General features: G+C 59.5%; 18 protein-coding genes, 1 tRNA gene and 2 pseudogenes. 17 read left to right on the top strand and 4 right to left on the bottom strand.

The annotated features are described in order from the left end of the window. Nucleotides 1-104: 104 nt before the first annotated feature. A pseudogene (locus tag M5C56_RS11900) lies at nucleotides 105-1,144 on the bottom strand (DMT family transporter). Here M5C56_RS11900 and M5C56_RS11905 point away from each other — a divergent pair. From M5C56_RS11905 to M5C56_RS11960, 12 genes are all read left to right on the top strand, one after another. Then, a complete protein-coding gene (locus tag M5C56_RS11905; protein ID WP_103499610.1) occupies nucleotides 1,139-1,702 on the top strand; it encodes an XRE family transcriptional regulator in 564 nt (187 codons plus the stop codon). The pseudogene M5C56_RS11900 and the gene M5C56_RS11905 sit on opposite strands and share 6 nt — an antisense overlap. A gap of 281 nt (nucleotides 1,703-1,983) precedes the next feature. Next, complete coding sequence (locus M5C56_RS11910) at nucleotides 1,984-3,186, top strand: SfnB family sulfur acquisition oxidoreductase (protein WP_103494308.1); 1,203 nt, start codon at nucleotides 1,984-1,986, stop codon at nucleotides 3,184-3,186. Between the two features lie 9 nt (nucleotides 3,187-3,195). Beyond that, entirely contained in the window at nucleotides 3,196-3,651 is a 456-nt protein-coding gene (locus tag M5C56_RS11915; RefSeq protein ID WP_103494307.1) for a hypothetical protein, read from the top strand. Next, nucleotides 3,641-5,038 (top strand): LLM class flavin-dependent oxidoreductase, encoded by a 1,398-nt coding sequence (locus M5C56_RS11920; protein WP_103494306.1) that lies wholly within the window; start codon nucleotides 3,641-3,643, stop codon nucleotides 5,036-5,038. Before M5C56_RS11915 ends, M5C56_RS11920 begins: the two co-directional genes overlap by 11 nt. A gap of 75 nt (nucleotides 5,039-5,113) precedes the next feature. Continuing rightward, a complete protein-coding gene (locus tag M5C56_RS11925) occupies nucleotides 5,114-6,109 on the top strand; it encodes an AMP-binding protein (protein ID WP_103494305.1) in 996 nt (331 codons plus the stop codon). Further along, entirely contained in the window at nucleotides 6,106-6,882 is a 777-nt protein-coding gene (locus tag M5C56_RS11930; protein WP_103494304.1) for an ABC transporter ATP-binding protein, read from the top strand. Before M5C56_RS11925 ends, M5C56_RS11930 begins: the two co-directional genes overlap by 4 nt. Then, nucleotides 6,882-7,763 (top strand): branched-chain amino acid ABC transporter permease, encoded by an 882-nt coding sequence (locus M5C56_RS11935; protein ID WP_103494303.1) that lies wholly within the window; start codon nucleotides 6,882-6,884, stop codon nucleotides 7,761-7,763. The genes M5C56_RS11930 and M5C56_RS11935 overlap by 1 nt, the downstream gene beginning before the upstream one ends. A 3-nt stretch (nucleotides 7,764-7,766) precedes the next feature. Beyond that, complete coding sequence (locus M5C56_RS11940; RefSeq protein WP_103494302.1) at nucleotides 7,767-8,816, top strand: branched-chain amino acid ABC transporter permease; 1,050 nt, start codon at nucleotides 7,767-7,769, stop codon at nucleotides 8,814-8,816. Nucleotides 8,817-8,851: 35 nt separating this feature from the next. Continuing rightward, on the top strand, nucleotides 8,852-10,192 hold the full coding sequence (locus M5C56_RS11945; protein WP_103494301.1) for an ABC transporter substrate-binding protein: 1,341 nt from the start codon (nucleotides 8,852-8,854) through the stop codon (nucleotides 10,190-10,192). A 3-nt stretch (nucleotides 10,193-10,195) separates the two neighbouring features. Continuing rightward, nucleotides 10,196-10,963, top strand: coding sequence for an ABC transporter ATP-binding protein (locus tag M5C56_RS11950; RefSeq protein ID WP_103494300.1), 768 nt, complete (start codon nucleotides 10,196-10,198; stop codon nucleotides 10,961-10,963). Between the two features lie 14 nt (nucleotides 10,964-10,977). Further along, the gene (locus tag M5C56_RS11955) at nucleotides 10,978-12,432 is read left to right on the top strand and encodes an FAD/NAD(P)-binding protein (protein ID WP_103494299.1); all 1,455 of its coding nucleotides are present in this window, start codon (nucleotides 10,978-10,980) and stop codon (nucleotides 12,430-12,432) included. Nucleotides 12,433-12,580: 148 nt separating this feature from the next. After that, nucleotides 12,581-12,654 (top strand) — tRNA-Cys (locus M5C56_RS11960). Between the two features lie 101 nt (nucleotides 12,655-12,755). Here M5C56_RS11960 and M5C56_RS11965 read toward each other — a convergent pair. Further along, nucleotides 12,756-12,884 (bottom strand): annotated as a pseudogene (locus M5C56_RS11965) (integrase); the annotation flags it as partial. A 330-nt stretch (nucleotides 12,885-13,214) separates the two neighbouring features. Between M5C56_RS11965 and M5C56_RS11970 the strand changes: the two are divergent. Beyond that, a complete protein-coding gene (locus M5C56_RS11970) occupies nucleotides 13,215-13,502 on the top strand; it encodes a type II toxin-antitoxin system ParD family antitoxin (protein WP_103499793.1) in 288 nt (95 codons plus the stop codon). Continuing rightward, complete coding sequence (locus M5C56_RS11975; RefSeq protein ID WP_103499794.1) at nucleotides 13,499-13,798, top strand: type II toxin-antitoxin system RelE/ParE family toxin; 300 nt, start codon at nucleotides 13,499-13,501, stop codon at nucleotides 13,796-13,798. Before M5C56_RS11970 ends, M5C56_RS11975 begins: the two co-directional genes overlap by 4 nt. 295 nt (nucleotides 13,799-14,093) lie before the next feature. On the opposite strand, the gene M5C56_RS11980 is transcribed toward M5C56_RS11975, so the two are convergent. Beyond that, entirely contained in the window at nucleotides 14,094-14,597 is a 504-nt protein-coding gene (locus M5C56_RS11980; RefSeq protein ID WP_247263122.1) for a hypothetical protein, read from the bottom strand. 185 nt (nucleotides 14,598-14,782) lie between these two features. Between M5C56_RS11980 and M5C56_RS11985 the strand changes: the two genes are divergently transcribed. The 3 genes from M5C56_RS11985 to M5C56_RS11995 all read left to right on the top strand — a co-directional run bounded on the left by M5C56_RS11985 (nucleotide 14,783) and on the right by M5C56_RS11995 (nucleotide 17,736). Continuing rightward, nucleotides 14,783-15,403: a glycoside hydrolase family 19 protein gene (locus M5C56_RS11985; protein ID WP_103495018.1), complete on the top strand. Its 621-nt coding sequence runs from the start codon at nucleotides 14,783-14,785 to the stop codon at nucleotides 15,401-15,403. A gap of 50 nt (nucleotides 15,404-15,453) precedes the next feature. Then, the gene (locus M5C56_RS11990; RefSeq protein ID WP_247263156.1) at nucleotides 15,454-15,918 is read left to right on the top strand and encodes a lysis system i-spanin subunit Rz; all 465 of its coding nucleotides are present in this window, start codon (nucleotides 15,454-15,456) and stop codon (nucleotides 15,916-15,918) included. A gap of 570 nt (nucleotides 15,919-16,488) precedes the next feature. Then, the gene (locus M5C56_RS11995; RefSeq protein ID WP_103495020.1) at nucleotides 16,489-17,736 is read left to right on the top strand and encodes an HNH endonuclease; all 1,248 of its coding nucleotides are present in this window, start codon (nucleotides 16,489-16,491) and stop codon (nucleotides 17,734-17,736) included. Nucleotides 17,737-17,744: 8 nt separating this feature from the next. Here M5C56_RS11995 and M5C56_RS12000 read toward each other — a convergent pair. Beyond that, nucleotides 17,745-18,598, bottom strand: a protein-coding gene (locus tag M5C56_RS12000; protein ID WP_103495021.1) for an IS5 family transposase whose coding sequence is annotated in 2 segments (ribosomal slippage) — nucleotides 17,745-18,254 and nucleotides 18,257-18,598 — 852 coding nt in all. Because the reading frame shifts where the segments join, the coding sequence is not laid out codon by codon here. Nucleotides 18,599-18,683: the final 85 nt, after the last annotated feature.

Consider the following 18,683-nt stretch of genomic DNA (forward strand, 5'->3'; position numbering starts at 1 on the left):
TGCAGGAGTTTGCGAAGGATCATACGTGGCGCGCCGGAGATCACCAACCCAGAACCTGTGGCAGAATCCTACAAGGTAGGTGGCAAATGCCTGATTTGCCCTGTTTATTTGTTCGGATCCAGCCCTTCGGCTTCCGCAGCCTCTTCGACTGCCTCGGCCCGTTGTTTGCCCTTGGTCTTCAACTCACTGACGATCACCGCCGCGACAATCAAGGCAGCCCCCAGCAGCGCTATTCCCGGCAACCGCTCACCCGCCAGACGCCCGGCAATCCCCGCCCAGACCGGTTCCCCGGCATAGATCAAGGTGGCACGGGTCGGCGAAACACTCTTCTGCGCCCAGTTCATCGCCACCTGAATCGCCGCACTGGCGGCCCCGAGGCCGACGGCACTGGCCAACAACAACCAGGAAAATTCCGGCAACGCCTCCTGGGTCGGCACGATCATCAGAAACGCCAGGATCGACGCCGTGGCCAACTGCACCACGGTCACCCGCCGTACATCGACCTTGCCGGCATAGTTGCTGATCAGGATGATTTCGGCGGCAATCGCGATGGCGCTGATCACCGTGGCGATCTCCCCGGAGCTGAAATTCAGCTTCGCGCCATTGGGCCCGGACAGCAGCATCAAACCGGTAAACGCCAGCATGATCCCGACACTCGGCATCAGCCCCGGACGTTTGCCCAGCACCAGCCATTGCAGCAGCGGCACGAAGGGCACGTACAACGCGGTGATAAACGCCGACTGGCTGCTGGGAATGCTTTGCAGGCCCACGGTTTGCAGACCGTAGCCGAGCATGATCGCGGTGCCGATAAAGAATCCTGCCTTCAGCTCGAAAGCCGTAATGCCCCGCAGGCTGCGGGCCGAGAACAAGGCGACAATGCACGCCGCCGCGGCAAAGCGCAGGCCGACGAAAAACATCGGGCCGCTGACGGTCATGGCGTTCTGCACCAGCAGAAAGGTGCCGCCCCAGACCATGGTGATCAGGATCAGCACGCACTCGGCCTTGCTGAACCGCAGGGTCGAGGCAAACGAGGTATTGGAGTTCGCCGCAGTCATGGCCTTGCACACTATTCGGGTGAGACGCACAATGCGCCGAAGCTGGGCAGTATACTGCGCAAACCAACCAAGTGAGCAATATAGTGCACAAAGAAACTTCGCAACGGGCTTCGGTGCTGCAACACGTCAGCTTGAATGTGCGTCGCCTGCGCCATGAGGCTCAGTTGAGTCAGACCGCGTTATCGGAAAAGTCCGGGGTCAGCCGCCGTATGCTGGTGGCGATCGAGGCGGGGGAGAAGAATGTCAGCCTGACCACCTTGGACCGGGTGGCCGAGGCGTTGGGTGTGGCTTTCAGCGATCTGATCCAGGCGCCGGATGTCCGCGACCCGAGTCGGATCAACGAGGTGGCCTGGGCCGGGGTGATTCCGGGGAGCAAGGCGGTGTTGCTGGCCAAGGCCATGGCCAGTCGCGAAGTCGAACTCTGGGAGTGGCGCCTGGAGCCGGGGGAGCGTTATGACTCGGAGCCGGACTGCGATGGCTGGAGTGAGCAGATCTATGTCTTCGAAGGTTGCCTGACGGTGGTGCTCGGGGAGCAGCCGCGGTTGGTAGCGGCGGGGGAGTTCTTTATGTTTCCCAGCAACCAGCCCCACGGCTATCGCAACGATGGTGATGTGGCGACGCGCTTTATCCGCAACGTTGTATTGTAGCAGCGTGGCTTGCCCGCGAAGCTTTTGGCGGCCTCAAGGGCCTCTTCGCTGGCAAGCCAGGCTCCTACAGGTTCGCGGTGTTCTTAAATTTCCATCTCCATCTGCCCCAATACCAACTGTTGCCAGGGCAACAGTGTCTGGACAGTTTGCTGTTTTACAGCTGCGATCAATTCTAGGTTTTTATTTTAAGCGACTGAAAAATATAGTTTTTATTTTTAGGCACGACTCCTGCTATGTCCTTGTCATGCGTTTTGCATTTTCAAGGACTCGGGAGTCGGTCTATGACAACTGTCGCCAAACCTGCCTACACCGCCCATATCATCCGTTCGGATGAAGAGGCCATTGCCGCGGCCAGAACCCTCGCGGCGCGTTTTGCCGTCGAAGCCGGCGTACGTGACCGCGAGCGACGCCTGCCCGTCGCCGAACTCGATGAATTCGCCGCCAGCGGCCTGTGGGGCATCACCGTTCCCAAAGCCTACGGCGGTGCCGGCGTTTCCTATGTGACGGTGGCGGAAGTCATCAAGATCATTTCCGCTGCCGACTCGTCCCTTGGCCAGATCCCGCAGAACCACCTCGGTGTGCTGGATATCCTCCTGCAAACCGCCAGCGAGGAACAAAAGCATTATTACTTCGCCAAGGTGCTGCAAGGTTATCGCTTCGGCAATGCCTTCTCCGAAGCCAAGAGCAAGAATGCCGGCACCTTCGACACCCGTATCCGCTTCGACGGCGACACCGCACATATCGACGGTGAGAAGTTCTACTGCACCGGCGCCTTGTTCGCCCATATCGTCCCGGTGGTCGGGCTCGACGAGGCCGGTAATGCGCAGATCGCCTTTGTCGAGCAGGGCACCCCGGGCCTGACTATCGTGGATAACTGGGACGGCTTCGGCCAGCGCACCACCGCCAGCGGCAATGCGCTGTTCAACGACGTGAAGGTACCGCGCAGCAGCGTGATTCCAGCCCACCAGGCCTTCGACCTGCCCACCGCCAACGGCCCGATTTCCCAGATCATCCAGGCGGCGGTCGACACCGGTATTGCCGTCGGTGCCCTCGAAGAAGCCAAGCGTCATGCCCGTCAAGCGCGGCCGTGGATCGACAGCCAGCAGGAACATGGCTGGCAGGACCCGTTCACCCAGGCTGCCATCGGCGATCTTGAATGGCGGGTACACGGCACCGAAGCCATCCTGGAAAAGGCCGGCCTGGCAGTCGACCACGCCCTGGCGCAGCCCAGCGAAGACAGTGTTGCCCTGGCCTCCGTGGTGGTGGCCCAGGCCAAGGTGCTGTCCGCCGAAATCGCGTTGCTGGCCAGCAGCAAGATTTTCGAGCTGGCCGGCACCCGTTCGGTACTGGCCAGGCACAACCTCGATCGCCATTGGCGCAACGCCCGCACCCACACCCTGCATGACCCGGCGCGCTGGAAATACCACCTGATCGGCAACTACCTGCTCAACGGCGTCAAGCCGGCCCGACATGCCTGGAACTAGGAGCCCACGATGAATGCATTGACTCATCCCGCCAGTCACCAGCCCGCCCTGGCCCGAGTGGCAAGCGACCTGCACAGCGCCCGCCAATCCCTGGAACGGACCCTCGGCGTTGCGCGCGCCCATGCCCAACTGGCCACCGATCACCAGGTCATCGGCAAGTTCGGCGACCTGCAGATTCGCATCGAGGTGGCGGCGGCGCTGCTGGAGCGCGCCGAACGCATTGCCGCCGGCAACCAGGACGAGGCCGAAAAGACCATTGCCGTCGCCGAAGCCAGTATTGCCATCGCCGAAGCCCTGGCGCAGGTCGGCCAGGTTGAACAGGAACTGACCGGCCAACGCCCCGAGTGGTCGCCCAGCCATGATCCGCTCCAGGATCCGTTGCATCTCAAATACCGATTGATCGGTGACTTGCGCCTCAATGGCGTGGTTCCACCGAGTGCCAGGAGTGCTGTCGATGTCCCGTGAAATCCGCCTCAATGCCTTCGACATGAACTGCGTTGGCCATCAGTCGCCCGGACTGTGGGCTCACCCGCGTGACCGTTCCTGGCAATACAAGGACCTGGAGTACTGGACCGACCTGGCGAAGATCCTTGAGCGTGGCAAGTTCGACGGCCTGTTTATCGCCGATGTGCTGGGCATCTATGACGTTTATAACGGCAATGGCGACGCGGCGATTCGCCAGGCGGCCCAGGTGCCGGTGAACGACCCGTTGCAGTTGATTCCGCCCATGGCGCTGGTGACCGAGCACCTGGGGTTCGGCCTCACGGCTTCGTTGTCCTTCGAGCATCCGTATCCTTTTGCCCGACGTCTTTCCACCCTCGATCACCTGACCAAGGGGCGCGCCGGCTGGAACATCGTCACTTCGTACCTGGAAAGCGGTGCGAAGAACCTCGGCCAGCGTGCCCAGACCGAACATGACGCCCGTTACGACTATGCCGAGGAGTACCTGGAGGTCTGCTACAAACTCTGGGAAGGCAGTTGGGAAGACGGCGCGATCCTGCGCGACCGGGCGCGCAAGGTGTTCAGCGACCCGAGCAGGATCCACGAGATCCAGCATGTCGGCAAACACTTCCAGGTGCCGGGTATTCACCTGTGCGAGCCGTCGCCGCAACGTACCCCGGTGCTCTACCAGGCCGGCGCGTCCAGCCGGGGCAAGCAGTTCGCCGCCGAGCATGCCGAGTGCGTGTTTGTCGCCGCGCCGTCCAAGGTGCTGCTGAAAAAGGTCGTGGCCGATATCCGTCGGCGCGCGGCCGAGGCGGGTCGGGACCCGAAAAGCATCCTGATCTTCAACCTGCAGACGGTGATCCTTGGTGAGACCGATGCCAAGGCCAAGGCCAAGTTCGAGGAATACAAATCCTATGTCAGCTACGAGGGCGCCATGGCGCTGATCTCGGGTTGGACCGGGATCGACTTCAGCCAGTTCAAGCCCGATGAGCCGCTGCGGCATGTGCACACCAATGCCATCCAGTCGGCGGTGGAGACCTTTTCCACGGCGGACCCGAACCGGATCTGGACGCCCAATGAACTGGCTGACTGGGTTGGGATCGGTGGGTTTGGGCCGCTGTTTGTCGGCAGCCCGGAGACCGTGGCGGATCTGCTGCAGGAGTGGGTTGAAGAGACCGATGTCGACGGTTTCAACCTGGCCTATGCGCTGACCCACGAGACCTTTGTCGACGCGGTGGACTTGCTGGTGCCGGAGTTGCAGAAGCGTGGTGTGTACAAGACCGAGTATGCCCCCGGGACCTTGCGCGAGAAGCTGTTCGGCGCGGGGCCGAAGCTGGCGGATATCCATCCGGGGGCGGGGTATCGGGATCTGGCGGGGTTGCGGGAGAAGAGCCTGCGTTCGGCCTGATTACCGACCGACAAACCTGTATTTCACAATCGCCAGCGGACCACCGCACGCCAAACGACTGAACGAGGTTCCGCCATGAGCGTGCATGAACTGAAACGTCCGCCCGTCATCCATCCGCCGCACCCTGAAACGGTTTCGATCTTTACGGGGGCCCTTGAGCAGTTGCGCCACTGGGCCCAGGTCAGCCCGTTGCAGAGCGCCTTGCGCCACAAGCGCCACGGGCAATGGCACAGCTGGCGCTGGATCGATGCCTTGCGCGAAGTCGAGCGTTTGGCCGATGGCTTGCGCCAACAAGGCTTCACTGCCGACTCGTGCCTGGCCGTCAGCGGCGCCCAGGAACCGAACCTGTTGCTGCTGGCGCTGGCGGCCCATTCCATCGGTGGCCTGGTCTTCAGCCTGGCCTCGGACCTGAACGCAGAAGCCCTCGACCAAGCGTTCTGGCGCCTGCACCCCAGCCACGGCTTTGTCGAGAGTCGCCAGCAACTGCTCAATTGGCTAGCTGCCGGCGATTCAAGTGCCGCCCCAGCAGTGCTGATCGCCAATCAGCTGCCGGGACGCCAGCCGGGTTCGCCGAGGCAAAACGTGCTCGCCTTCGCCAGCCTCAGTGGCGACAACCAGGAGCCGCGCCCGCTGGTGCGGTGGCGTGCAACAGGCGCCCAACCTCAGCTATGGAGTGAAGAAGATAGCCAATGGCAGGGCGGCTTGAGCGTGGTCCTGGAGCAATGGCTGAACACCGGCCACAGCCTGGCTTTCCCGGAAAGCCGCGACAGCGCCAGCCGTGATCGACGGGAACTCGCGCCGTCCGGCCTGCTGCTGTCAGCGGAGCGCCTGCAAGTGCTGGCCGACGAAATCGAACAACGCTTGGCTCCTCCGGGCAGTTGGCGCCGGCGCCTGTGCGAATGGTCACTGGCCCATCCCGAACGACTCGTGGCCCGCCTGCTCAAGCAGCGTGTGCGGCGCCTGCTGGGCTTTCAGCGCCTGCAATACATCTGGCAACCGGCGACGCCATCGAAAGTCCCGGCGGCCTTCAATCAATGGCGGGTCGATGCCCCAGGACGGAAAAGCGCATGAGTACGCTCGAACCGATTTTGCAAGTACGTGACGTGTCGCTGTCGTTCAAGGGCGTGAAGGCCATCAACGAACTGTCATTCGACGTGCGGCGCGGCGAGATCTGCGCCCTGATCGGGCCCAACGGCGCGGGCAAGAGCTCGTTGCTCAACCTGTTGAACGGGGTCTACCGCTTCGACAGCGGTGAGATCGTCTTCGAGCAGCAGCGCTTTCACCGTATCGATCCCCTGGACGCGGCCCGTCGCGGCATTGGCCGGACCTTCCAGAACAATGCGCTGTTCAAGAAGATGAGCGTGATCGACAACCTCCTGACCGGGCTGTCGCGGCATATGCGCAGCCATTTTCTCGAACAGGCCCTGGGCCTGCCCCGGGCGCGTCGGGAAGCCGAGGCCTTTCGCCTCAAGGCTCAACACATTCTCCAGTTGCTTGAACTGCAGGCCGTGCGCGATGTGCCGGTGGGCACCTTGTCCTATGGCCGGCAAAAACGCGTGGAGCTGGGCAGGGCGCTGATTGCCGGTCCCACGCTGTTGCTGCTGGACGAGCCCATGGCCGGCATGAATGCCGAAGAAAAGCAGGAAATGGCGCGGTTTATCTCCGACGTCAATCGCGACCTCGGCACCACCGTGGTGCTGATCGAACATGACATGGGGGTGGTGATGGGCTTGTCCGATCATGTGGTGGTGCTCGACTACGGGCGCAAGGTCGGCGACGGCACGCCGGTCGAAGTGCAGGGCAATCCCGAAGTGATCGCGGCCTACCTGGGAGCGGTGCACTGATGGCGTTTTTTCTCGAAACCCTGATCGGCGGATTGCTCGCCGGGACCCTGTATTCGCTGGTCGCCATCGGTTTCGTGCTGATCTACAAGGCCAGCGGCGTGTTCAATTTTGCCCAGGGCTCGATGCTGCTGTTTGCCGCGCTGACCTTTGTCAGTCTTCACGACCAAGGCGTGCCGTTCGCCCTGGCGTTGCTGCTGACGGTCGGAGTGATGGTGATCGGCGCACTGCTGATCGAGCGCCTGGTATTGCGGCCGCTGGTCAACCGTTCGCAGATCACCCTGTTCATGGCGACCCTGGGCCTGTCGTTCATTATCGAAGGCCTGGCACAAGGGCTGATGGGCTCCCAGGTCCGTGCGCTGGACCTGGGCATCGACGACGTGCCGCTGTTTGTCCACGGGATGATGCTCAGCCAGTTCGACCTGATTGCCGCCGCTGCCGCCGTGGTCCTGGTGGTGGTCCTGGCGCTGCTGTTCAACAAAACCCGGATCGGCGTATCGCTGCGGGCGGTGGCCGACGACACCACGGCGGCACTGTCCATCGGCATCAACCTCAACCGCATCTGGCAGATCGTCTGGGCGGTGGCCGGCTGTGTCGGCCTGGTGGCGGGCCTGCTTTGGGGCGCGCGCCAGGGGGTGCAGTTTTCCCTGTCGCTGGTGGTGCTCAAGGCCTTGCCGGTGTTGATCATCGGCGGCTTTACCTCGATCGGCGGGGCGATTGTCGGCGGGTTGATCGTCGGCGCCTCCGAGAACCTCGCCGAAGTCTATATCGGGCCGCTGATCGGCGGCGGCATCACGCCCTGGTTCGCCTATGTCCTGGCGTTGGCCTTCCTGTATATCCGCCCGGCTGGCCTGTTCGGCGAGCGGGCCATTGAGCGAGTCTGAAGCATGTCCGTTCCCGTAATGAGTGAAACCGCACCCTGGGGGCTGATCGAGCGGCGCCTGCCATGGTCGTTGCTCGGCCTGCTGGTGCTGGCATTTGGTGTCGTGCCGCTGGTGGGCAACGATTATTGGCTGAGCGCGATCCTGATCCCGTTCCTGGTGCTGTCCCTGGCGGGGCTGGGGCTCAACCTGCTGACCGGCTACACAGGGCAGACCTCGGTCGGCGCGGCGGGCTTCATGGCAGTGGGGGCCTTTGCCACCTACGGCTTTCTGCTGCGTCTGCCGGAATTGGGCTTGCCTCTGGCGCTGCTGGGCGGCGGCATCATCAGCGGCTTTGTGGGCTTGCTGTTCGGCCTGCCCAGTTCGCGGATCAAGGGCTTCTACCTGATGGTCACCACCCTGGCCGCGCAGTTTTTCCTCGAGTGGTTGTTCGTCAAGTTTCCCTGGTTCTACAACTACGGATCGTCCGGGACCATTTCCGCTCCGAGTCTGTCGTTGCTCGGGCATGACCTGAATACCCCGGTGGGCCGCTACCTGTTGACCCTGGTCACGGTGCTGCTGCTGACCTGGGTCGCGCGCAACCTGGTGAACAGCCAGACCGGGCGCAACTGGATGGCGATCCGCGATATGGACACGGCCGCGGCGGTGATCGGTATTCCGGTGGCGCGCTACAAACGCCTGGCATTTGCCGTCAGTTCGTTCTACCTGGGCATCGCCGGGGCGCTGTGGGCGTTCGCCTACCTGGGCACCGCGAGCGCCGGCAGTTTCGATATCAATCGGTCGTTCCAGATCCTCTTCATCATCATTATCGGCGGCATGGGCAGCATCGCCGGCAACTTCGTCGGCGCGGCCTTTATCTGCCTGCTGCCGATCCTCCTCAGCCATCTCGGGCAGGCCTTGCTCGGTGGCGCGGTGGATGCCGGGCAGTTGCAGAACCTGCAAAAAATCATCTTTGGCGTGCTGATCATCCTGTTCCTGATCAAGGAGCCGGAAGGGCTGATCCGCCTGCTGAGCAACACCCGCGAACGGCTCCGGCACTGGCCGTTGCGCTTCTGACTTCCGACTTCCCATCCCTGGAGAACGATTCCACCATGCGTGCACTTTTCAAGCGTTCACTGACGGCTGCGGCCCTGGCCCTGACGGTTCTCGGCACTGCGGCGCCGATGGCCCAGGCCTCGCCCGACCAGCAATTCTTCCCCCTGGCCACCTACCGGGTCGGCGCCTATGCCTCCAGCGGCGTGCAGGTCTGGGCCGGGATGATCGACTACCTCAACTACATCAACGAGGTGGAAGGCGGGATCAACGGCGTCAAGCTGGTCTGGCAGGAGTGTGAAACCGAATGGACGGCGGAGAAGGGCATCGAGTGCTACGAGCGCTTCAAGAACGGTCTGGATGGTGCGCCGGTGGCGGTCTATCAGCCTAACGGCGCGCCGGCGGCCTACGCCCTGAGCGAGCGCGCGGAAGTCGACAAGATACCGTTGATCACCCTCGGTTACGGGCGCACCGAGGCCACCGACGGCAAGGTCTTCCCCTATAACTTCCCGGTGATGCTGACCTTCTACAGCGAAGCCTCGACCCTGGTGAACTACATCGCCCAGCGCGAAGGCGGTTTCGACAAGCTCAAGGGCAAGAAGATCGCCACCGTCTACCACGACTCGGCCTATGGCCGTGAAACCCTCGGGCCGCTGAAACTGCTGGCGGAAAAATACGGCTTCGAGAATATCCAGATTCCAGTAGCCGATCCGGGCAACGAACAGTCGGCGCAATGGCGGCAGATTCGCCAGCTCAATCCGGACTGGGTGTTCCTGCGGACCTGGGGTGTATCGACGCCGGTAGCGGTCAAGACCGCCGCGCGCTTTGGCTTCCCGGTGGACCATATCGTCGGTGATATCTGGGCCAGTTCCAGCGAAGACGTGTTGCCGGCGGGTGCGGCGGCCAAGGGTTATCTGGCGTTGACGCCTTACCCGGCGGGCGCGGACTTCGAGATCCACAAGCGCCTCAAGCAATACATCCTCGACAAGGGCAAGAGCGACCTCAAGGACCTGAACAACTTCGGCAGCGTCTACTACAACTCCGGGCTGGTGAACGCGGCGATTGCGGTGGAAGCCATTCGCACCGGGCAGGCCAAGTTCGGCAAGCGGCCGCTGCATGGCGAAGAAGGGCGTTGGGGCCTGGAGCATCTGGATATCGATGATGCGCGACTCAAGGCCATGGGCTTCTACGGCCTGATGCAGAACCTGAAACTGTCCTGCAGCGACCATGAAGGCGGCGGTTCGGCGCGGGTCCAGCAATGGGACGGTAGCCACTGGAGCCTGGTCAGCGACTGGATCGCGGCGGATCGGGCGCTGTTGCGGCCGTTGATCGACGAGAAGTCGGCAGCCTTTGCGGCAGAAAAACACCTGACTCCGCGCACCTGCGCGGCGGGCGAGTAAACCATGGGCCGGCCCGCGCTTGAAGCGAGCGGTGCGCCGCTGTTGCAGGTCTCGGACATCGAGGTGATCTATGACCGGACGATCCTGGCGGTGTCCGGGGTTTCCCTGAGTGTGCCCAAAGGCGGCATTGTCGCTTTGCTCGGGGCCAACGGTGCCGGCAAAAGCACCACCCTCAAGGCGATCTCCGGGCTGGTGCGGGCCGAACGGGCGCAGGTCACGCGCGGCAGCATCCACTTCCAGGGGCATGACAGCCTGGCGGTCGACCCGAGCCAGCGTGTGCGTGACGGCCTGGTGCACGTGTTGGAGGGGCGACATGTATTCGGGCAACTGACGGTGGAGGACAACCTGCGCAGCGGTGGGTTTGTCCGCGGGCTGAGTCGACGGCAGATGCTGGAAGACCTGGAGCGGGTCTATGCCTGGTTCCCGCGCCTGAAAACCAAGCGCAAAACCCAGGCCGGGCTGACCTCGGGAGGCGAGCAGCAGATGGTCGCCATTGGCCGGGCCTTGATGACACGACCGACTTTAGTCTTGCTCGACGAGCCATCCATGGGCCTGGCGCCTATTATCGTTCAGGAAATCTACGAGATCGTGGCTCAGCTCAATCGTGAGCAGCAGGTCAGCTTCCTGATTGCCGAGCAAAACATTAATGTAGCGCTCAAATACGCGACCCAGGCCCATGTGCTCGACACCGGCCGGGTGGTGCTCAGCGGTACGGCGGATGAATTGCTGGCCAGGGGCGACCTGCACGACTTCTACCTGGGCAAGCACTGACAAGAGAGTGAAGAATGAGTGGAACCCTGAGCGGACAGGCGACAGACGCCATCCCGGCTGCTGATGTGTTGATTATCGGCGGGGGCTTGAGCGGCGCGATGCTGGCGGTGCAGTTACTGCGCCTGGAAGGCCGGCGGCGGATCCTGATCGTCGAGCCGCGTGCCGAATTGGGACGGGGTGAGGCCTACAGCGCCACGGAGCTGGGGCATACGTTGAACGGTAACGCGGCGCGGATGAGCGTCGACCCGGACAATGCCGATGACCTGACGCAGTGGTTGCAGGCTTATATAGCGGACGGTGGCTGGCCTGAGTCGGATCAACAGCATGTTCCGGTCAGCGAGCTGTTCATGCCCCGGGGGATTTTTGGCCTTTACGTCCAGCAGCGCCTGGCCGAAGCCCGGGAGCAGGGGACGGCCTGGGGATCGACGGCCGAGCATGTGCGGGGCGAAGTGGTCGATCTGCAAATCGACAGTGATGGGGTGCTGCTGAGGCTGGCTGATGGTCGGCAATTGCAAGGTACCAGCGCGGTGCTGGCGACCGGTATGTTTCCAGCGGCGCGTACCCGGCAGAAACAATCCAGCGGCTTGAATGCGGCGGCGGTGGACCCTTGGGATGTGGCGACCCTGTCGCGGCTTGATCCGCAAGGGACGGTGCTGATCATCGGCTCCGGCCTGACCATGGTCGATGCCGTGGTCTCGCTGGAACAGGCCGGGCATCGTGGGCCGATCCGGGTGATTTCCCGGCACGGGCTGTTGCCTCATGTGCGGCGTCAGCCGCCGAGCTGGGTGGATTTCCTGGCGGCCGATCACAGTATTCGCAGCCCACGGCAGTTGCTGCGCGAGGTGCGTCGCCAATGCACCTTGGCGTTGGAGACCGGGATTGACTGGCAGGCGCCGTTGGACACGGTGCGGGCACATATCGGTCGGCTCTGGAGCCAGGCCAGCGATGTGCAGCGTCGGCAGTTCGTGCGGCATGTGCGGCCCTGGTGGGAGAGTCATCACCACCGTTCGCCACCCTTGAGTGCCGAGTTGGTAGAGCGGTTATATAAAGAAGGGCGGCTGACCATCGAGGCGGCGTCACTCAAGGGCCTGGAAGAGCCACGGGATGGGCAGGTGAGTATTTTCATCCGGCCAAGGGGGGAGACGCAGACACATACGGTCACGGGAACCGCCCTGATCAACTCCACGGGTATTGAATATGACTGGCGCCGGGTGGATCGCCCATTGCCCCAGCAATTGCTGGCGCGACGATTGGTTCGGCCAGGGCCGCTGGCGTTGGGTATCGCGGCGGATGTCGGTGGCGCTGTGGTGGATGCCGAGGGCAATATCTCCACCCGCTTGTTCGCCATGGGCCCGCCGTTGCGGGGCATGTGGTGGGAGAGCACGGCGGTGACGGATGTGGCCAGCCAGGCGAAGGCACTGGCGGTGCGTCTGGCGCAATTGAGCGCCTCGGAGAAAGACCGAAGCTGACCTAAAAATTATTAGAATTCAGGGGGTTGCCAGTGTCATTCAACTAGGACATAATGCGCGCCATCAGCAGGGACGGCAACGTAACCAACGCTGAAGAATCAAGGAGTTGCGGCAAGCCAGTCTTGCAAGGGCGCTCGATTCGACCTGAGGCCGAGTAGCAAAATGGTTATGCAGTGGATTGCAAATCCATCTACGCCGGTTCGATTCCGACCTCGGCCTCCACTATTCAAAGCCCCGTAAATCAACGATTTACGGGGCTTTTTTAATGTCCATTATTTGGCAATCGCTTCCGCAACTATGGTCATCGCTTCCGCAACTCGACATCATTTCGTTGGGTTTATGATCTCGCCAACCCGGCGATAGACCTTCTTCGTCATCTCTTCTTTCGAGTGTCCAAGCAGCCTGCTGGCATGGCCGATATCCTCAGTTTCGCTGGCAGCTTTCGGTCGGATATGCGCAAGGTCGGGCGCTTGGTTGCCCGACAGGCCCAGGTGAACCGGGCGCTGGCTCGAGGAGAAGATAATTACCCGGTCAGTCGGACCGGGACGCTGGTGAGTTCGATCGCCTTCAAGCTCTCCCGGTCGGGTTTTCTGGTCAAAATCGCACCGTACAAAACCTGCGTAGAATTTTGGAGGCTGCCTTTGCGCAGGCGTTGGCTTAGAGGGGAAGGGATCCGGGGATAGTTACAGGGCTGCGCGGAATTGCCCGTGGGGCTGATTTGTGGCGATTGTTCGGATTTGCTATGGTGGTAGGAAGTATTCCTACCTTTCACAGGTGAGCCTATGAGCACGGCCGAAAAAATCAGTATCGCGTTGCCGCCCGAGATGGTCCACATGGTCCGTAGCGCGGTGGCCACTGGCGAATATGCCTCAAGCAGCGAAGTCATCCGCGATGCATTGCGGGACTGGACCTACAAGCGCAGCTTGCGTCAGCAAGGTGTCGACGAACTGCGTCAGCTCTGGCAAGAGGCGCGGGCAGATGAAACCCCGGGTGTCTCCGCTGATAGTGTTCTTGACCGTCTGGAGCGTAAGTATCAGGCCATTGCTGACGCCAGAGGCGTGGGCAAATGATGCAGCTTGAGCTCTCTCGTTATATTGAGGGGGATTTGGATGACGTCGCTGATTTTATTGCGCAAGACAACCCGGTACGGGCGGTGACCTTTATTCAGGACATCCGAAGGAAACTTTCGGACATCCAACGCAACCCGTACATCTACCAGCTCCGCCCGGATATAGGCCAAGATGCCCGCATGGCGGTAGTTGGAAATTACGCCATCCTTTTTCGTGTTATTGACGGCGAGACTGTACGGGTCGAGCGTGTAGTTTATGGTGGTCGCAACTTGCCAGGCATTGTCGATCTGTTTTAAGTGGCAGCGATATGAGGCGGATCTCAGCTCATCCAACATAGATCCCGATCCGTCATTTCGGGTCAACTTGCTTGTAGTTGGGCGTTGAGGGGGATCTATAAGTTTTGTGGGGCGGGGGGGCTTTACACCCACCCCCTCCCTTGTTCAAGAAATTTTATACAGCTTTTTGGGTAGCCTCCAATTTTTCAGGCCGAACCATCAAGAATGGAGGTACATAGCGAAGCGCAGTTCATTATCGAGATGTCGAGGATGCGCAAGCGTATAGGTCCCTGCCACTGGATGGAATCATGCAGAGTTAGGTTACTATCTTGTAGTGTTGTTTCCGCATCACGTTTCCAAGGCCTTTTGGTCGGAGGCAGACGAGACCATTAGTTTCACCTCCCATACTAGTCATAACCCTATCATCACCCAGGCAGTGGATATATATTTCGTCCGGTCTATCTCCGGGATCTCCGGGCTCGACGCGCCAAAGCTGCCACGCAGACTCTTTTTTATTAGTGACAATAATATCTCCAAATCCGTTGCTTTTCCCCTCTATGAATATTTCAGATGTATAGGATTTTATATAGTAAGTGCCTGCAATGTCGCTAGGCATGAATATCCAAGTAAAATTTCCAGGAGGCGCACCCTTGGCCCTAAGAACATCGTCTTCAGGGCTGTTATAGTAAGCTATGGCTAGTGCCTCTCGATCTGAAAGTAATTTTACTGGAACCGCTGGAATGTTTATTGCTCGGGTTGAATTGGCTTCAGGCTTCTGATCTGGCGTTGCAGGATCAGGGGTTTGTGTGCTCTTTTTCATTACTTTTCTCCTTCGCTTGCTGGTTGAGGTAACAGCAATGGATACAGCAATGGCGAAGAACCGAGTGAGCTTGCCAACAACCGACTGACACATAATACCCAAGTTCTCAGTATAGCTTGATTATGAAAGGTGCAAGCTTGCCCGCCTGACGAACGATGGCCCAGATAGGGCTCCAGGAGTACAGCATGTCCATCACACAGCAGCAGTTGCTGCAAACTCTCTCGAACGCCGGCCAACAAGCCGGCGTTTTTGTTCCTCTCCTCAACACCGCGATGTGCCGCTACCAGATCGTCACATTGCCTCGTATTGCCGCCTTTATTGCCCAGGCCGGACACGAGTCGGCGCACCTGACTCAGATGGTCGAGAACCTTAACTACAGCGCCCAATCCTTGCGGCGGAGTTGGCCGGACCGTTTTGATGCTGAATTAGCCGCCAAAGTCGCTTACCAGCCCGAGCTGATCGCCAACATCGCCTATGGTCAGCGAATGGGGAATGCCGAGCCAGGTGACGGCTGGCGGTATCGTGGGCGAGGGCTGATTCAGGTAAGCGGCAAGGATAATTATCGAGCCTGCGGTGAAGACCTTGGCGTGGACCTGGTTGCCTTCCCGGAGCTGCTGGAGCAGCCGCGGCATGCCGCGATGTCGGCGGCCTGGTACTGGTTCGTCCATGGCTTGAACCCGCTGGCGGACAAAGGTGCCTTCAAGGATATCGGCAGCATCATCAATACCGGTGGGCCGGGGAGGAAACCACACGGCGCGGACCAGCGGCTGGTGTTGTTTGAGCGGGCGTTGCAGGTGCTGACGTGAGTCCGCTGCTCCTGAAGTGGGGCGGTTCTGCCCTGGTTGTTTCGTCGCTGATGGCGGCTTCCGGTTTTGCTACGTGGCAAGTCCAAAGCTGGCGCTATGGCGAAAGGCTGGAGCAGCTGGGGCGCCTGCATACCGACACGCTCAACGAGATAGCTCGGGCCGCTGCCGTTCAGCAGCGTCTCGAGCAAGATAAGCGCCTGGTCCTGGAGCAGCGGCTGCAGGCCAGCGACCAGACCCATCATCGAGTTCTGAACGATGCCCGACTTACTCAAGCACGCCTGCGTGATCGCCTGGCTACTGCTGACCTGCGGTTGTCAGTCCTCCTCGAGGCAACCGACTCCCGCAACTGTGCAATGCCTTCCACCACCGCCTCCGGCCGCGTGGTTCATGGAGCCTCGCGAGCCCAACTTGACCCTGCGCATGCTCAACGAATTATCAGTATCACCGACGAGGGAGACAGAGGATTGATCGCCTTGGCGGCCTGCCAGGGTTATGTCAAAGCACTGTATCAATAGACGTAAAGGAGCGACCAGACCGGATGCGTCAACGACCACACAAACTTGGGATATACGATTGATTCAATAGCAGCGGGCATAGGTGATGTCGAGGAAGAAATTAAGTGGTACTCCATTGGTATCACATAGGATGTAGATCATGGTCGTCAGGCCACCCGGTTGCCGCCGAACGCATGGTCTTACGGCTCTTCAGCCCAATTTTCTGCCGGCTCCAGCAGGGACTCGGGATCCGTACGGCGGTGGAGTTGAGTTTCAGTGAGGACATCTGCAACCAGGTTCCAGGATTCTCTGAGAGATCGTGCCGTTTTCCCATCGGAGGATTTTGCCTTTGATGTCCACAGATTTCACTGGATCTGTGCACTCATTCGATTTGAATGGGATTCGAAGAATTTAATACGGAGCCTAGACAATCTCACTTTCTATACGTTATGGTTGCCCAAATTAGAAGTCGGCTGTAACTAGGAAAAATCTAGACTGCTCGAACCTAACTTGGCTTGCGCGCGCAAGCCCATAACGCTTTATACAGGGTGGCTCTTGTCGCTTCATCAATATCACATGGAGGGTGTACTTGTGAAAAAATGTATTATCTGCAGAAATGACAAAGACGAAAGCGATTTTAATGATGAGCATGTAATCCCCGATTCTCTAGGTGGCTACTATCACATCGATACTGTCTGTATAGACTGCAACTCTCGCATGGGCAAAGAAGTCGATGCCCCCCTCGTGAATCACAAACTGTCAGAGCTTTATCGTTTCTCTCAGGAAATCGCAGGTAAATCCGGAAAAATTCCTAACCCCTTTGCTGGCACCTTTAGTCAGAAGGATGCCCCGAATAAAAAAGCCCGACTGGATGTTGGGGGCGATGGAAAATTAGAGATTTACTACACCCCTGAAATAATTTGGGTGGAAGACAACGGAAAGCTATCCCTCACCGTCGCGGTAGACTCCAAAGATGAGGGTAGAATCGACCAGATCGTTGCCAAAGCACTGTCCCGAAAAAATATCCCACCAGAAGCTGTTGTGCGGGGTGAGAGAACGGTACAAATCGACACCACGGCATTCACAAGCCAGTGGTCTATGGATATCAATAAGTTCAAAATCGGCTTATTGAAAATTGCCTATGAATTCGCTGTTGACACTCTCCCAGTCTACTTTGAGGACGAGGAGGCGGTGCGTATTTCTGAGATCCTTCGGGATGCTAAGTACGATGATATTCTGAAGTATGTTAAAATTGGAAATGGTCTACAACAAGAAATCTGGGGCCCCTTCAGTCAATTCTTGGATTTGGATAGCCGAAGCCATTATCTAGCTCTATCTGCCAATGACAGCATGGGTTTGGTGTGCCTCGTCAAGCTGCACGACCTTTTCGCTGTTGGTGTAGTGCTCTCCTCGAAGCGTTACCTTGGAGAAGGCGAGATGCACGTCGGAATCAACTCACTTAATGAGAGCAACTTCGTAAAACTCACTGGAACGGAGATGATCAATAAGTGCCTAGGCCCGCGGCATACCCGACCTTGTTACTACCTTGACTATGATGCCAAGGAGGAAGTAATAGCAGAAATAAAATCCCCCGGATTTCGCTACCAAGGACAGGAAAATGAAACTGTCCCACTTTACACTTCCCAGGGCGAGCTGATCTGTTACCTGGAAGACGCTATAAAGCTTGCCCAGATCGAAGCCAAGCACACTGAAAAAATATGTACTCATACTTACTGGTTAAAACGTGACGTGGAGTACCATGTTAAGGCAGTTGATACTGGAAACCTATTTCGTATCGTCGGGTACGAAATGGAACAGGAAAAACTGAGAAAGCTGTGATCGTAAGCCTAGGCACTGTACGAAAAGAAATGTCGTAGACACCGCCGCCAGCAAGCCAGTGTGACCATCGCGGCGAAGCTTTCCGCCAGCTTGCAATAGCGTGTTCCCAGGCGGCGGTGTTCCTTAAGCCAACCAAATAACCGCTCTATTACATTCCGCTGCCGATATTTGGGCTTGTCGAAGAGACGCGGCAAGCCGGGCTTTGGCTTGCGTTTCATGTCCCGCAGGGGAATCACCGGCTGCATTCGATAACGATCGCAGTACCGGCGCAACGAGTCAGCGTCATACCCCTTGTCTGCCAAGAGCCAGCGGCATCGCTTGCGTGGTCTACCGCGACCAGAGGGGATGTGGACACCATCGAGCAGCGGTTGAGCATGTGAAATGTCGCTTGCCTGACCACCAGAGAGGGTGAAGTGGAGCGGTATGCCTCGGGCGTCGCAGACCATGTGAACTTTCGTCGTCAGTCCACCCCGACTTCGTCCAAGTGCGTGGTCCGCTGGTTCTTGCGCCCCCCTTTTTTGCCTGCGCCGGAAGAGGCTCGGGTGGCTTTCACTGCCGTTGAGTCGATGCACCAGGTATTCAGGTCGATCAGACCTTGCGCATTAAGTTTGACGTGTAGTCGCTTGAGCATCTTGTTGAAGGTGCCCTGATTTCGCCAGTCTCGAAATCGCTGATAGACCGTCGACCAAGGCCCAAATCGCTCAGGCATGTCCCGCCATGCTGCACCGGAGCAAAGCACCCACAGCACGCCGTTGAGCATCAAGCGGTCGTCGACTCTTGGGCGTCCGGTGCGTCGATGTTCAGCAAAAAGATCAGCGACTATTTCCCAGTCTGCGTCGGAAAGTTCGTATCGTTTGGGCATGGCAGAGTCCTTCGCCTAAATGGCAAGAACTCTACGGAAACTCAGGCCGTCAGGGGCCGCGATGGGGTTTCAAAGGTTTTCATAC

This window comes from Pseudomonas sp. MWU13-2862 (assembly GCF_023242495.1).
Classification (GTDB): domain Bacteria; phylum Pseudomonadota; class Gammaproteobacteria; order Pseudomonadales; family Pseudomonadaceae; genus Aquipseudomonas; species Aquipseudomonas gingeri_D.